This is a genomic window from Bacillota bacterium LX-D, assembly GCA_031628995.1.
Taxonomy (GTDB): domain Bacteria; phylum Bacillota; class DUOV01; order DUOV01; family Zhaonellaceae; genus JAVLUO01.
Map to the genome: position 1 here is coordinate 422,812 of JAVLUO010000001.1, position 15,799 is coordinate 438,610.

The window sequence follows — 15,799 nt, forward strand, 5'->3', positions numbered from 1 at the left end:
TTTATTTTTCCCCCAAATGCTCACATACTAAATCGCCCATTTGCTCTGTAGTAACTAATTTCTTTCCTTCTTCCATAATATCGGGTGTCCGATATCCTAATTCCAATACTTTAGCAACAGCATCTTCAATTTCTTTGGCTGCATCTAACTTATTAAATGAATATCTTAGCATCATAGCGCCTGACAAAATGGTAGCAAGAGGATTAGCTTTATTTTGGCCTGCAATATCAGGAGCTGAACCGTGGGATGGTTCGTATAAAGCTACTTTACCGCCAATACTTGCTGAAGGCAGCATGCCGATGGAACCAGTTAACATAGATGCTTGGTCAGTTAGAATATCTCCAAAAGTATTTTCGGTAACAATTACATCAAATTGAGTTGGACGGCGCACTAACTGCATAGCTGCATTATCTACAAACATATGCTCTAGTTCAACATCTTTGTAATCTTCATGAACTTTGATGGTAGTTTCCCTCCACAGTCTGGAGCTTTCTAAAACGTTTGCTTTATCTACGGAAGTAACTTTATTTTTTCTAGTGCGGGCAACTTCAAAAGCAAGTCTAACAATGCGTTCGATTTCTTCTGTGGAATAAAGCAGTGTATCCCAAGCTCTTTCTCCAGTAGCTGTTTTTTCTCTTTTCTTTTCGCCAAAATATAGTCCACCAGTTAATTCTCTAATGACTAAAATATCCGTGCCTAAGACTACTTCTCTTTTTAAGGTAGAAGCATCTACTAAAGATGGGTAAAGGAAAGCAGGACGAATGTTCCCATACAGTCCTAATTCTTTTCTTAATGGAAGTAAAGCACCAGCTTCAGGACGCTTCGCTACAGGCAAATTGTCCCATTTGGGACCTCCTACGGCTCCTAACAGCACTGCGTCGCTATTGTGGCAAAGCTCTAATGTTTCTTGAGGCAGGGGATCCCCTACTGCATCATAGCCCGCTCCACCAATGTATCCTTCTGTATAAGCAAACTCTAAATCGTATTTTTTCCCCACCGCATCTAATACTTTGGTGGCTTGAGGTACAATTTCTACACCAATACCGTCTCCCGGTAAAACTGCAATTTTTTTAAGCATTTTTTGCTACCTTCTTTCCTACATATTTCATAAGTCCGCCTGCTGCAATTAGTTCCTGCATAAATGGAGGGAAAGGCATGGCGTCATAAGTTTCGTTTTTAGTTAAATTAGTAATTTTTCCTTTTTCAGCATCTACCAGAATTTCGTCTCCTTCGGAAATACCTTCCGCTGCCTCAGGAGATTCAAAAATAGGCAGTCCAATATTAATGGCATTACGATAAAAAATCCTGGCAAAAGATTTGGCAATTACGCAAGATACTCCACTAGCCTTGATGGCGATAGGAGCATGTTCCCTGGAACTGCCGCAGCCAAAGTTTTTACCTGCCACAATAATATCCCCCGGCTTAACTTGTGAACTAAAATCTTTTTTCTCAGAGTCTTCCATGCAGTATTTAGCTAATTCTGCTGGATCTGATGTATTTAAATAACGAGCTGGAATAATGGCATCAGTATCTACGTCGTTGCCAAATTTCCATGTTTTTCCTTGAAGTTGCATTTATTTTACCTCCCTAGGGTCAGCAATCCGTCCTAAAACGGCGCTGGCTGCTGCTACTGCTGGATTGCAGAGATAAACTTCACTTTCTGGGTGGCCCATGCGTCCCACAAAATTTCTGTTGGTAGTTGCTAAAGCTCTTTCGCCCTTGGCTAAAATACCCATGTGTCCTCCTAAGCAAGGTCCACAGGTTGGAGTGCTAACTGCTGCACCTGCATCGAGGAATATATCAAATAAACCTTCCTGCATAGCCTGTCTGTAAATAGCCTGGGTACCTGGAATTACTAAAAGTCTTAAATATTTATGAACTTTTTTGCCCTTAAGTAATGCTGCCGCAATTCGCAAATCTTCAATTCTACCGTTGGTACAGGAGCCAATTACAACTTGATCGATTGTTACTGTACCAACTTCACTAATAGGTTTAGTGTTTTCCGGCAAGTGGGGGAAAGCAACTTGAGGCTCAATTTTCGAGCAATCAAATTCAATTACTTGAGCATATTTAGCGTCAGGATCGCTCTGATATACTTTCCAAGGTCTTTTTGCTCTGCCTTTTACATATTTTAAAGTAATTTCATCCGGCGGAATGATTCCATTTTTACCGCCAGCTTCAATGGCCATATTAGACATAGTAAAGCGGTTATCCATGGAAAGAGTTTCAATGGCTTCGCCAGTAAATTCCATAGCCATATATCTAGCACCATCTACCCCAATATTACCTATGGTGTAGAGAATTAAATCTTTTCCTCCTACATAGGGCTGTAATTTGCCGTTATAAACAAATTTAATGGATTCTGGTACCTTAAACCAGGCTTCCCCTGTAGCCATACCTGCAGCCAAGTCGGTGCTGCCTACGCCTGTAGCAAAAGCACCTAGAGCACCGTAAGTGCAAGTATGGGAATCGGCACCGATAATTACATCTCCAGGGCCTACAATACCTTTTTCCGGCAATAAGCAGTGTTCCACACCCATTTCCCCAACTTCATAATAGTTGGTTAGATCCTGTTCTTGGGCAAAGTCCCGCAGTACCTTAACCTGCTCTGCTGATTTAATGTCTTTGTTAGGTGTAAAGTGGTCAGGAACAAGACAAACCCTCTCTTTATCATAAACTTTTTCAACGCCCAATTTTTTAAATTCTTTAATTGCAACTGGGGCAGTAATGTCGTTGCCTAGCACAATGTCCAGTTTAGCATTGATCAATTCTCCTGGCTCAACCTTATCAACCCCAGCATGGGCAGCTAGAATTTTTTCTGTAATGGTCATTCCCATGCTTCTTTTCCTCCAGTTCTATTTAGGTAATTTTTTATGCTTCTACTTCTCCTACCTCGTAAACCACTTTATTGATTGCATTAAGATAGGCTTTGGCACTTGCTTCAATAATATCTGTACTCAAGCCTCTGCCTACATAGGTTTGTTCTTCGTACTCAACTTTAACAGTTACTTCACCTAAGGCATCTTTACCGCCGGTAATAGCATTCAGGTGGTAATTAACTAGATGTACATTAATTTCCGTCAACTTGTCAAGGGCTTTAAAAACAGCATCTACAGGGCCGTCGCCGCAGGCAGCTTCCTCTAACAAATCTTCTCCTGCGCGCAGACCTATAGTTGCAGTAGGAATTAATTTGTTGCCACTGGAAATATGCAAATATTCGAGGACATATTTTTCCGGAATTATTCTAATTTCATCGTCAACAATTGCTTCTAAATCTTTATCTGTAATTTCCTTTTTCCGGTCAGCCATGTTTTTAAAGCGGATAAATGCTTTCACCAACTCTTCTTCTGAAAGCTTAAAGCCTAGCTCTTCCAACCTTTGTCTAAAGGCGTGGCGGCCAGAGTGTTTACCTAGCACAATGTTGTTTTCTACAATGCCTAAGTTCGAAGGGTTAATAATTTCGTAAGTAGTGCGTTCTTTCAAAACTCCATCTTGGTGAATACCTGATTCATGGGCAAAGGCGTTTTTACCAACAATAGCTTTATTAAATTGAATAGGCATACCTGTTAAAGTACTGACCAATTTGCTGGTGCGGTAAATTTCTTTAGTATTTATTGAGCATTGAGTTTGATAGTAGTCTTGGCGAGTTATTAAAGACATTACTATTTCTTCTAAAGCAGTATTGCCTGCTCTTTCTCCAATGCCGTTAACTGCACATTCAACTTGCTGAGCCCCATTTTCAATAGCAGCCAAAGAATTGGCAACAGCCATACCCAAATCGTTATGGCAATGGACGCTGATAATAGCTTGATCCATGTTAGGTACTCCTTGTTTTATGGCAGCAATGAATTGCCCAAACTCCCCTGGTGTTGCATAGCCTACAGTATCAGGAATATTGATTACTGTTGCTCCGGCTTTAATGGCGGTTTCAACAACTTTAAGCATGAAATCCAAATCAGTCCTGGAGCCATCTTCTGGCGAAAATTCCACATCATCTGTATATTGTTTGGCATAACTCACACCTTTTGCAATTGCTGCCAATACTTCTTCCCTAGTCATCTTTAATTTATGTTTCATATGAATTTCAGATGTAGCTAAAAAGGTATGGATTCTAGGCTTGGCAGCATGTTTCAATGCTTCCCAAGCCCGATCAATGTCTTTTTCCGCAATTCTAGCCAAAGCAGCTATAGTTGGCCCCTGCACTTTTTCGGCAATAGCTTTAACTGCCTCGAAATCTCCAGGAGAGGCAATGGGAAAACCGGCCTCAATCACATCTACACCTAAGCGAGCTAATTGCCGGGCAATTTCCAGCTTTTCTTGAATATTTAAGCTGACCCCTGGAGACTGTTCTCCATCCCGCAAAGTTGTATCAAAAATATATACTTGCTTACTCATATCTTCCTCCCTCATCTGCTGGGAAATGAACCATTTCATTTAAGCCTTTATTAGGCAGCACTACTGGATAAACTAATTCTTGCTCACTTACCCGGCATTCTACAACAGTTAATTTACCGTTGGATAATGCTTCTTGCAGCACTGGCTCCACATCTTCCTTTTTGGCAATCCGTAAGCCGGCCACATTTTGGTAGCTTTCAGCTAATTGCACAAAGTCAGGATTGCCTGTAAAAGCTACCCCTGAAAAACGCTGGTCACAGTGATAATGCTGCAGCTGTCTAACCAGTGAAAGGTATGAATTATTAAAGAGGATAATTTTAATAGGGAGCTTTTGTTCTACAGCTGTTCCTAATTCAGCCATATTCATTTGAAAACTGCCATCCCCGGTTACAGTTATAACTAAGGATTCTGGTTTGGCCAGTTGTGCACCTACGGCTGCAGGAAGTCCATAGCCCATAGTCCCTAACCCTCCAGAGGATAAAAAGCTTCTGGGACCAACAAATTTATAAAATTGAGCTGTCCACATCTGATGCTGTCCAACATCCGTAGTTACAATAGCATTTCCTCTAGTTAGTTCCCCCAGCTTTTCAATTATATATTGAGGTCTTAATTGATCATCGTTAGCATACCTTAAGGGATGCTCTTCTTTCCACTTTTGGATTTGACTTAGCCAAGTATGGTGCTCTTGACTGCCAACTCTTTTTAATAAATCTTTCAGCACTAAAGCTACATCACCTACAATAGGCAAATCAATAGTTACATTCTTTCCTATCTCGGCAGGATCTATATCAATATGGGTTACTTTCGCCTGAGGCGCAAATTTTTGAATTGCCCCTGTAACCCGGTCATCAAAACGAACACCGATGGAAATGAGTAAGTCGCATTCCGTTACCGCATAATTAGCATAAGGTGTGCCATGGAGTCCTAACATCCCTAAAGATAATTCATGATCCTCTGGAAAAGATCCAATACCCATTAAAGTTGTTGTAACAGGGGCATTTATTCTTTCTGCCAACTCTCTCAATTCTTCCGTTGCATTAGAGCTAATAACCCCTCCCCCAGCATAAATAACGGGCCGCTGGGCTTCTGCAATCAATTTAGCTAGATTCTTAATTTGAGCCGGATGACCTTTATAGTTTGGTTTGTAGCCCCGCAGCTCCACAGAAGCTGGATAGTCTTCTTCCAAAAGAGCACTGGAAACATTTTTGGGAATATCGATTAATACTGGTCCCGGACGTCCTGTACTAGCAATATGAAATGCCTCTTGAATAATTCTGGGTAAATCTTTAACATCCTTAACTAAATAATTATGCTTAGTTATGGGCATAGTAATTCCGGTAATATCTACCTCCTGGAAAGCATCGGTGCCAATCATATCTGTTCCAACCTGACCTGTAATAGCTACAAGGGGAATTGAATCCATATAGGCTGTAGCTAAACCTGTTACTAAATTAGTAGCACCAGGTCCTGATGTAGCCAAACAGATGCCAGTTTTCTTTGTAGCTCTGGCATAGCCGCTTGCTGCATGGACAGCAGCTTGTTCCTGGCGAACAAGTACATGTTTGATTAATTTTGATTCTAATAATGCGTCATAAAGTGCTAAAACTGCACCTCCAGGATAGCCAAAAACATATTTAACGCCTTCTTTTTCCAAATATTTAATTAAAGCCTGTGCCCCAGTTATCCCAATTTACTCACCTCCTATTTTTTCTTAAGACTTATAATTTTTGTTTTTTAAACCACGAGACATGGCAATTCTGCCTGTACGTACAACTTCTTTGATCCCAAATGGACGGAGGGCACTTTCGATAGCATTTATTTTGCTTTCGTCACCAGTTGCTTCTATGATAACTGTGTTTTTACCTATATCTACAATGCGAGCCCGAAATATATCCACTATCTGCATAATCTCACCCCGAATAGCAGGGTCAGCATTAACCTTAATTAAAATCATTTCCCGATCAACATATTCTTCTGTAGTTAAGTCAGTTAATTTAATTACGTCGATTAATTTATACAGTTGTTTGCTTACTTGCTCAATAACACGGTCATCGCCATCAACAACAATAGTCATTCGAGAGATGAGGGGATTATCTGTTTTACCTACAGCCAAGCTGTCAATGTTATAACCTCGGCGGGCAAACAAGCCGGCTATTCTGGTCAGTACCCCGGGACGGTTTTCTACATTTACTGCCAATGTATGCTTCACTATATTACCTCCCCAACATGTTATTTATAGAGCACCCGGCAGGAACCATTGGATATACCTTTTCATCAGCTTCAATAATAAAGTCTAAAATATATGCTTTGGGCGAGGAAATTGCTTCCTCTAAAGCCGGGCGAACATCCTCCGGTTTTTCAACGCGTAAGCCAACAGCTCCATAAGCATCTGCCAATTTAACAAAATCCGGCTGTCCTGTCATAGAGGTGTGTGAATAATGTTTATCAAAAAATAGTTCCTGCCACTGCCGCACCATACCTAAAGTATGGTTATTGAGAATAGCCACATTAATTGGCAATTTGTTTTGGACTATAGTGGCAAACTCTTGAGAGTTCATCTGGATACTGCCATCGCCAGCAATGTTAAAAACTACTGCTTCCGGATGAGCCATCTGAACTCCCATAGCTGCAGGCAGGCCAAAGCCCATAGTTCCTAAACCTCCGGAAGTTATAAAATTTCGGGGCTTAAGGCTGGAATAGTATTGAGCTGCCCACATTTGATTTTGACCAACTTCTGTACAAATATATGCTTCACCATTAGTTGCGGCATAAATTTGTTCAACTACAAATTGTGGTTTAATCACACCTGGTACTGTTTCATACTTTAAAGGATATTTATTCTTCCACTCAGCTATTTTTTGCTTCCAAGGTTCAATGGCTGGACGGTAACCTTTGTTTTCTAATACCTTGTTTAACTCCTGCAGAACTTTTTTCACATCCCCTGCTAAAGGAATATCAACTTGGACGTTTTTGCCAATTTCTGCAGGGTCAATATCAATATGAATAATTTTAGCCTGTGTACCAAAGGTATCCAATCGGCCCGTTACCCGATCATCAAACCGTACTCCAATGCCAAAAATCAAATCGCTTTCATATGCTGCATAATTAGCATAGGCAGTTCCATGCATTCCCAGCATCCCTAAACACTGCTCACGGTTATCAGGGAAAGCCCCTTTACCCATTAAAGAATAAGTTAGGGGAATGTCAGTTAATTCAATCAGCTTACCTATTTCCTCACTGGCACCAGAACTAATAACACCTCCACCAACAAAAAGCACTGGCTGTTTAGCTTTTACTATAGCTTCAGCTGCCTTGTTTACTTGTTCGAGATTGACGGTGCTTTTAAGCCTATAGCCTGGCAATTCAAGGCTAGGCGGATAAATAAATTCTGTTTTTTCTGTAGTAATATCCTTTGGTATATCAATTAAAACAGGTCCAGGCCGTCCAGTGGTAGCAATATGAAATGCTTCATGGATAACTCTAGCCAAATCTTTTACGTCTTTAACTAGGTAGCTGTATTTTGTAATAGGAGTGGTAATGCCTACTATATCTGCTTCTTGGAAAGAGTCCCGACCTAGAAGGGCACTAGGCACCTGACCTGTAATGGCCACAATAGGAACGGAATCCATATAAGCATTGGCAATACCAGTTACTAAGTTAGTTGCTCCTGGTCCTGAGGTCGCTAGGCAGACTCCAGGTTTCCCAGTAGAACGTGCATACCCATCTGCAGCATGAACTGCTCCTTGTTCATGGCGGGTCAGAATATGGGTGATATTTTTCGTGCGATAAATTTCGTCATAAATAGGTAATACCTGGCCCCCCGGATAACCGAAAATAACTTCAACGCCTTCAGCAGCCAATGCTTTAAGCAAAATTTGCGCTCCCGTCAGTTCTTCCGGTTGAGCAGTGTTGATGGGGTTTTTGCTAGTCATTAAATATCGCCCCCGTATTAGCAGAAGTCACTTGTCGTGCATACCTAGCTAAATAACCTTTCGTTATTTTGGGTTGAGGAACATGCCACGCTTTCTTTCTTTTAGCCAGTTCTTCTTCTGGAACTAGTAAATCTAAAGTGTTTTCAGGGATATTGATCCTGATTCTATCCCCTTCTTCCACTAAAGCAATAGGACCACCTTCTGCCGCTTCCGGGGAAACATGTCCAATGGATGCTCCTCTAGTTGCCCCTGAAAAACGGCCATCTGTAATTAATGCTACTGATTCTCCTAAACCCATACCGCTTACGGCAGCAGTCGGAGTCAACATTTCCCGCATTCCCGGGCCCCCTTTTGGCCCCTCGTAGCGAATAACAATTACATCACCCGGCTTAATTTTTAAGCCCATAATTGCATCTACTGCTGCCTCTTCTGATTCAAAAACTCTGGCCGGCCCTTCATGGACCAACATTTTGGGATCAACTGCTCCTTTTTTCACTACAGCACCTTTTGGAGCAAGGCTTCCCCATAAAATGGCCAAACCGCCATCCTTGCTGTAAGGCTCGGAAACAGGACGGATAATATTATGATCTAAAACTTTTACGCCTTGTAAATTTTCAGCAATAGTTGCACCTGTTACAGTCAACTGAGTAAGATCAAGTAAATCCAACTTAGTTAGTTCCGCCATTACAGCTGCAACGCCGCCAGCCTCATGGAGATCTTCGATAAAATGATCTCCAGCAGGACTCAATTTACAAATCTGGGGTGTTACCTTAGAAGCATCGTTAAAATCTTCAAAGGTAATTTTAACGCCAGCAGCATGAGCAATCGCAGGTAGATGTAAAGCTGTATTAGTGGAACAACCTAAAGACATATCCACAGTTATGGCATTTTTAAAAGCACTTTCCGTCATAATATCTAAAGGCCGAATATTTTTTTCTAAAAGCTTCATAACTTGCATGCCTGCTTGTTTAGCAAGTCTAATTCTCGCAGCAGAAACTGCAGGAATTGTTCCATTTCCAGATAAGCCCATTCCAATAACTTCTGTTAAGCAATTCATGGAGTTTGCTGTAAACATTCCAGAACAAGAACCGCAGCCTGGGCAAGCATTTTCTTCTAATTCCTTTAGTTCTTCCTCAGTCATTTTCCCTGCTCCAAAAACACCTACTGCCTCAAACATATTGCTTAAGCTAATTCTTTGGTCTTTAAGTTTACCAGCCATCATGGGCCCGCCGCTAACAAAAATAGCAGGCAGGTTTAATCTGGCACAAGCCATTAACATTCCCGGCACAACTTTATCGCAGTTGGGAATAAACACTAAGGCATCAAAAGCATGAGCTGTAGCCATAATCTCTACAGAATCAGCAATTAACTCTCGGCTAGCCAAGGAATATTTCATACCCGTATGATTCATGGCAATACCATCACAAACAGCTATAGATGGGAATTCAATGGGAGTACCCCCAGCCATTCTCACACCTGCTTTTACAGCTTCTGCAATTTGATCTAGATGTAAATGTCCTGGTACAATTTCGTTTTGAGCATTAACAATACCAATCATTGGCCTGTTAATTTCTTCATCTGTTAAACCTAAAGCTTTAAATAAGGAACGGTGAGGAGCTTTTTCAACACCTTGCTTCATTTGCAAACTTCGCATTTTATCCTCTCCTGACAGTCATTAAAATTACTCAAAAATTACTGGGCCGTCGACTTTAACTAATTCACGATAATCTTTAATTAACTCAATTGTAATTTCACCAGGTTCACCATTGCCAATTTTTCGACCATCAACGGAAACAACAGGTATTGCTTCGGCAGCAGTTCCCGTTAGGAAACACTCATCAGCATTATAAACATCATGTCTGGTGAACAGCTTTTCTTGAACTTCAATACCTCTTTTACGTGCTAACTCTATAACTGCATTTCTAGTTATACCTTCTAAAAGTCCAATAAAGGAAGGAGGCGTAATTAATACTCCATTTTTGACAATAAAAATATTATCGCCTGTTGCTTCGGCTACATAGCCTTCATTATTCAAAAGCAATCCTTCAGCTGCATTAGCTAAGTTTGCTTCCATTTTAGCCATAATATTATTTAAATAGTTTAATGATTTGATTTTGGGATTAACACCTTCCGGCGGATTCCGTCTAGTTGCAACAGTCACGATGCTCATTCCTTTTTGGTAAAGCTCCTCAGGGTACATCTTAATTCCTGCCGCTATACAAATCACAGAAGCGTGTTCGCATTTACGAGGGTCTAAACCTAAGTCCCCTTTACCCCTGGTAACTACCAAACGAATATAGGCATCTTTTAAATTATTTTTACGGAGAGTTTTTAACACAACTTCGCACATTTCCGCCCTAGTCATCCCTATTTCTAAATTAATCGTTTGAGCAGACTCATAAAGCCGGTCAATATGCTCTGCTAATCTAAAAACCCTATTATGATAAGCTCTGATTCCTTCAAAAACCCCATCGCCATATAACAAGCCATGATCAAATACAGATACGACAGCTTGCTCCTCCGGTACAAAATCGCCGTTTAAGTAAATAACTAATCCCATTTTGATTCCTCCTTATTATAAAAAAACCTCCCGCCTTGGCAAATTTTGCCAGGGGCGAGAGGAGTATTCCCGCGCTACCACCCTGATTGTCATTTGTAAAATGACTTCTCTCCAGCGTCAAACAACGCCTGTGTGCTAACGGACACTTCCGGCTTTACTTACTAGACTTTCAGCAAAACTGCTCAGGGAGGGATACCAACAACTTTTTTCGGTACCGCATTTCAGCAAACAGCGGCTCTCTGTAACCATAAACAAAGTCTTGACTTGTCTCCCGTCATGGCATTTCCTGGTGTGGGACTTAAATTATCTGTCCCAAAATGTCATATTTATTTTAAATATTAGTATAAGACTCACTAATATAACTGTCAAGAAAAAAATTAAATATTACAATTTGCCCTTGGTTAATAAATTTTCTAGGTCTTCAACTGGGGCATCGACTACAATTGTATTGTTATATAATGCTTTAAGAACCGCTACACATTGCCCATCTGCATCTGTCGTAAAATCAATAATGCAAAAAGTAATATCGTTATTATAGGATTTTCTTGTGACTAGATCCCCTATTTTCATAGCTAACACCTCCTAGATTAGTTTATGTCTGTAACTAATCATAGGTGTCAAAAAAAGCACCCTCACAGGTGCTGGAAAAGAATATATTTAGACAGCTGAAAGCAGCTTGTAAGAAAAACTAATTCCCAACATATAGAGAGCAACTGTATCTAAGTGCAGGATAGCGGAACGGTCAAAAAGAATATTAAACATGGATTGTTCATTAGTGCTCCCGGGCCAGTGTGCTAAACCTAAAATAACTTTTGGTAAGGCCTTAACTATAAAGAATTTATTTCTTCCTTCTATTTCTTCAGCATTTAAAGCCAAGCAGGCCTTTTGGACACGTTCTTCGTCAGTGCCAAAATAGCGTACTAATGGTACTATTGCTTCTAAAACAAATGGATTATAATGATGTACTCCTGCAGGCAGATCTTTAAAAGACAACCAGCCTTGAGGACGCTCCAAAGCACATGCCCCCAGTAAATATTGCAGCAGCAGAGTTTTATCCCCTAATCCTAGCTCCCTTTGGCTATCCTTGGCAGTAATTTCTCCAGAAGGAAAGGCAATTTCGTATAGTTCATTAAAAAATTTAAGCTGAAAAACTTTTTTATTTTCATCGTATTGAGCGCCACTTAATTTAGCCATAGATTGCGGATTTTGTTCCGTTGCAAATTTAGCCACTGTTTCCTGCCAAGCCGGCAAATAGTTTCCGGGGTATTCCATTAACAACACCTACTTTTAATAAATAATTTGTTTTTCTTTTTGACCATTTTTTATCTGCATCAGTTCCGGTTCCGTAATAATGTCCTTGATTACAACTTGTGTTAAATGGGTAAGCTTCAATTCATAAGGTTCTTTGACGAGCCTATTTTCCTTAAAAAATACTCTGATCACAGGACGTATAGTAAGTTCTTTAGGTACATCTACCACAACTCCAATTTCGCCTGTATTTAGCTTAACAAAGGTTCCTACGGGATAAGGTGCTATTTGACTTAAAAACACTTTGACTAAATTATAATCATAAATAGTACCTCCCGTACCGGACAAAAATTCATAGGCTTCGTGAGGCAAAAAAGCTTTGCGATAAACTCTATCTGAAGTTAAAGCATCATAAACATCGGCAATACCTGTAATTTGCGAATATAGATGTATTTTCTTCCCTTTAAGTCCGTGAGGATAACCGCTGCCGTCAATCCTTTCATGGTGCTGTAAAGCAACTTTAGCGGCAAAAGAACTTATCTCAGATTGGTTTTCTAAGATATTATAGTCAAAAATAGTATGCATTTTAATTTTTTCCCGCTCTTGTTCATCTAATTTACCTGGTTTGTTGATTATTTCATTGGGTATTAGAGTTTTTCCTATATCATGGAGCAATGCACCCGTACCCAAATGAAAAAGCTGATTTTCGCTAAAATTTAAATTTATTCCCGTTAAAATTGACAAAACGCAAACATTTACTGAGTGGGCAAAAGTATAAGAATCTGCCGTACGAATATCAGTTAAGTTAACAACTAAATCTTCATTTTTCAACAAGTCACTAATTATATTTTTAATTGTATTAATTATTTTTTCTTGCCTTACTATTATTTTTTTCTCTTTAAAAATATTGTCCCGGATATTTACTACTAACTCTTTAACGCTACGTATTGCTTCCATTCTAGTGTTATCTGAAATAACATCGCAGACATCTAAATCAGGTGCTAAATCGTCATGAATATAAATAGCAGAAACATTAAAAAACTTCAATTGCTCAATGTATGACTTTTTTAAAACAATATCTGTATTTAACAAAACGTAACCATCACTGCTAATAACGGGCCGAGCTACTTTCATTCCTGGTTGTAAATAATCTATTCTTACTTTACGCACTGTCAAGCCCCTTTTTACAAAATCTTTATAAAATTTTAAAAAATTATTAGCAATAAATAAAACCATTTTAAATTACCGACAAATGTAGAATTAGCAAATTTTTACTCAACATAATACCTAAGAAAATGTTATCAAATTTATCCAATTTGTCAATAGATGGTTATAGAGAGGGGTCAATTAGTCTGTTTGCCAATTCAACTCCATAAATAAAGTTATCTGCCATTTGCTTTTTTTTGACAATATTTTTATTTTGCAAAAAAACCACCCCTTACCCATGGACAGTTTTTTGCAATTGATTTGGACAAAAAAGCCAGGTTATTATCCCTGGCTTTTAGAACTATAGTATTTAGTTAACAGATTGAACTTCTTTAACTTCAGGAACTTCTTTTTTGACTATACGTTCTATCCCTTGTTTTAAAGTCATTAAGGCCATTGGGCAGCTGCCGCAAGCACCTTGTAATTTTACCTTAACCACACCATCAGCCGTAACATCAATTAATTCAACATCTCCGCCATCGGCTTGTAAGTTTGGACGAATTTTATCAATGGCAGCTTGTACTTTTTCCTTCAACTTTTTCACCCTCCTTTAACAATTTCATTTATTATACCACAACATTGGTTGGTTATGTAACAAAAATTGGACAAACTAAGGCAGGTAAGTTTTTACTTAACAGCGAAGTATTTTTTAGCTTACAATTAGCTTATTACTTTTTACTTAATGGAAGGAAAAAAATGAGAGAGTTTAGTACTTTAAAGGACTTTTTTTGGGCTAACCGTTGGAATTATTTAGGAGGAATAATTTTTTTGATTGCTGTAGACTTTCTACAGCTGCTTCCTCCTAAAATTTTAGGGGCTTTTGCCGATTTATATCAGACTAAACAGTTAACTAAACAAGTTATATTAAAATATTTTTTGTTGCTGACTATAATTGCAATCCTAATTGCATTGCTGCGCTTTCTATGGCGATATTATATTCAACGCTCTTCTCGGGCTTTGGAAATGTATCTACGCAATAAATTGTATGCCCATTTGCAGTGCTTAGATGCTAAGTATTATGACCAGCATCGGATTGGGGATTTAATGGCTCATGCTACTAATGATATCAATGCCATCAAATCAACTTTCATGATTGGCCTAGTCATGATTATTGACGCAGTTGTCCTTACAACTGCCACTGTCTTGTTAATGTTCAAAACTATTGATTTACGCCTAGTTCTAGCTGCTTTAATGCCCTTGCCTTTTGTGGCTTTCTTAGCAGTTAGATTCAGCCACCTGCTGCACAACCGTTATCTAAAAGTCCAGGAGGCCTTTAGCAGTTTAACTGAACAAACTCAAGAATATATAGCCGGAATTCGGGTTATAAAATCTTTCGCTTTGGAAAATTCCGCTAGAGAACAATTCCAAATAATTAATCAGAACAATGCGCAGTCAAATTTAAACCTTGTAAGGCTATCAGCACTTCTCAGTCCATTAATCCAGTTCTTCGCCTCCTTAAGCTTTTTAATTGTTTTTGGCTATGGTGGTTATTTAATTCTACAACAGCAAATTAGCCTGGGGAGTTTTGTGGCAGCCAATGGCTATTTATCCATGCTAATTTGGCCTTTAACTGCTTTAGGCTGGGTGTTTAGCGTTATCCAGCGAGGTGTTGCTTCTATGGTTAGAATTAATCTCATTCTGCAAACGGAAACTTCAATTCAAGAAGCACCTGATGCCTTCGAAATTAAGGATACTAATGGCCAAATTACTTATCAAAATTTAGATTTTGCTTATGATGGTTATCCTAACCTAGTTTTAAAAAATATTAACCTGAAAATATTGCCTGGGCAAACAATTGGCATTGTAGGTAAAACAGGCAGCGGTAAAAGTACTTTAGTTAACCTGCTTTTGCGAATCTATGACCCTCCCAACAGTTCAATTTACCTAGATGGACAAGATGTTAAAAAAGTACTGTTGGATTCCTTGCGGAGCCAAATTGGCTATGTACCCCAAGATTCTTTTTTGTTTTCCACAACAATTGAAGAAAACATTCTTTTGGGCCAAATAGCTAAAGAGTCCTTTAGTTTGGAAGAACTCATTAGGATTTGTCATTTAGCTGATGATTTGGCGAGTTTGCCGGGTGGGGTAAAAACAGTTATTGGAGAAAGAGGAGTTACACTTTCTGGTGGTCAAAAGCAGCGGATAGCCTTAGCCAGAGCCTTAGTAAATAATCCTCCTGTCTTGATTTTAGATGATTCTTTATCGGCTGTTGATACTAGAACCGAAGAAATAATTTTACACAACCTAAAACAAATACGTTCTAATAAAACAACGCTGATGATTGCTCATCGTTTTTCTACCATTAAACACGCTGATCAAATTTTTCTTTTAGAGCAAGGTAAAATTGTGGAACAAGGTACCCATAAAGAATTAGTAAACAGAAAAGGTCTTTATTATCAAACCTACCGGAAGCAGCTGCTGGAAAAAGAATATTTAGCTAAATGTGAGGACAAATAAA

General features: G+C 39.2%; 14 protein-coding genes and 1 other annotated feature. Of the genes, 1 reads left to right on the forward strand and 13 read right to left on the reverse strand.

The genetic code is table 11. The features are described from left to right. Position 1: 1 nt before the first annotated feature. The 13 genes from leuB to RDV78_02315 form a co-directional block, all read right to left on the reverse strand. Positions 2-1,078: a 3-isopropylmalate dehydrogenase gene (leuB, locus tag RDV78_02255; protein MDS1029323.1), complete on the reverse strand. Its 1,077-nt coding sequence runs from the start codon at positions 1,076-1,078 to the stop codon at positions 2-4. Beyond that, entirely contained in the window at positions 1,071-1,574 is a 504-nt protein-coding gene (leuD, locus tag RDV78_02260; GenBank protein ID MDS1029324.1) for a 3-isopropylmalate dehydratase small subunit, read from the reverse strand. Before leuD ends, leuB begins: the two co-directional genes overlap by 8 nt. Continuing rightward, entirely contained in the window at positions 1,575-2,837 is a 1,263-nt protein-coding gene (gene leuC, locus RDV78_02265) for a 3-isopropylmalate dehydratase large subunit (GenBank protein ID MDS1029325.1), read from the reverse strand. Positions 2,838-2,871: 34 nt separating this feature from the next. Then, positions 2,872-4,395: a 2-isopropylmalate synthase gene (locus RDV78_02270; protein ID MDS1029326.1), complete on the reverse strand. Its 1,524-nt coding sequence runs from the start codon at positions 4,393-4,395 to the stop codon at positions 2,872-2,874. After that, positions 4,388-6,085 (reverse strand): biosynthetic-type acetolactate synthase large subunit, encoded by a 1,698-nt coding sequence (gene ilvB, locus RDV78_02275; GenBank protein ID MDS1029327.1) that lies wholly within the window; start codon positions 6,083-6,085, stop codon positions 4,388-4,390. The genes RDV78_02270 and ilvB (RDV78_02275) overlap by 8 nt, the downstream gene beginning before the upstream one ends. A gap of 21 nt (positions 6,086-6,106) precedes the next feature. After that, positions 6,107-6,604: an acetolactate synthase small subunit gene (gene ilvN, locus RDV78_02280; GenBank protein ID MDS1029328.1), complete on the reverse strand. Its 498-nt coding sequence runs from the start codon at positions 6,602-6,604 to the stop codon at positions 6,107-6,109. A gap of 4 nt (positions 6,605-6,608) precedes the next feature. Then, positions 6,609-8,327, reverse strand: a complete 1,719-nt coding sequence (gene ilvB / locus RDV78_02285; GenBank protein ID MDS1029329.1) for a biosynthetic-type acetolactate synthase large subunit — start codon at positions 8,325-8,327, stop codon at positions 6,609-6,611. Next, the gene (ilvD, locus tag RDV78_02290) at positions 8,320-9,981 is read right to left on the reverse strand and encodes a dihydroxy-acid dehydratase (GenBank protein MDS1029330.1); all 1,662 of its coding nucleotides are present in this window, start codon (positions 9,979-9,981) and stop codon (positions 8,320-8,322) included. Before ilvD ends, ilvB (RDV78_02285) begins: the two co-directional genes overlap by 8 nt. Before the next feature lie 27 nt (positions 9,982-10,008). Beyond that, positions 10,009-10,887, reverse strand: a complete 879-nt coding sequence (ilvE, locus tag RDV78_02295; protein ID MDS1029331.1) for a branched-chain-amino-acid transaminase — start codon at positions 10,885-10,887, stop codon at positions 10,009-10,011. Between the two features lie 47 nt (positions 10,888-10,934). Then, positions 10,935-11,174: a binding site (T-box leader), on the reverse strand. 97 nt (positions 11,175-11,271) lie between these two features. After that, positions 11,272-11,457, reverse strand: a complete 186-nt coding sequence (locus RDV78_02300) for a sporulation peptidase YabG (protein ID MDS1029332.1) — start codon at positions 11,455-11,457, stop codon at positions 11,272-11,274. An 87-nt stretch (positions 11,458-11,544) separates the two neighbouring features. Next, positions 11,545-12,159 carry a DUF3786 domain-containing protein gene (locus RDV78_02305; protein ID MDS1029333.1) on the reverse strand — a complete coding sequence of 205 codons (615 nt, stop codon included), beginning with the start codon at positions 12,157-12,159 and terminating at the stop codon, positions 11,545-11,547. A gap of 15 nt (positions 12,160-12,174) precedes the next feature. After that, positions 12,175-13,305 (reverse strand): HD-GYP domain-containing protein, encoded by a 1,131-nt coding sequence (locus RDV78_02310; protein ID MDS1029334.1) that lies wholly within the window; start codon positions 13,303-13,305, stop codon positions 12,175-12,177. A 346-nt stretch (positions 13,306-13,651) separates the two neighbouring features. Continuing rightward, on the reverse strand, positions 13,652-13,876 hold the full coding sequence (locus tag RDV78_02315) for a NifU family protein (GenBank protein ID MDS1029335.1): 225 nt from the start codon (positions 13,874-13,876) through the stop codon (positions 13,652-13,654). 161 nt (positions 13,877-14,037) lie between these two features. On the opposite strand from RDV78_02315, the gene RDV78_02320 reads away from it, so the two are divergent. Then, positions 14,038-15,798, forward strand: a complete 1,761-nt coding sequence (locus tag RDV78_02320; GenBank protein MDS1029336.1) for an ABC transporter ATP-binding protein — start codon at positions 14,038-14,040, stop codon at positions 15,796-15,798. The last annotated feature ends 1 nt before the right edge of the window (position 15,799 follow it).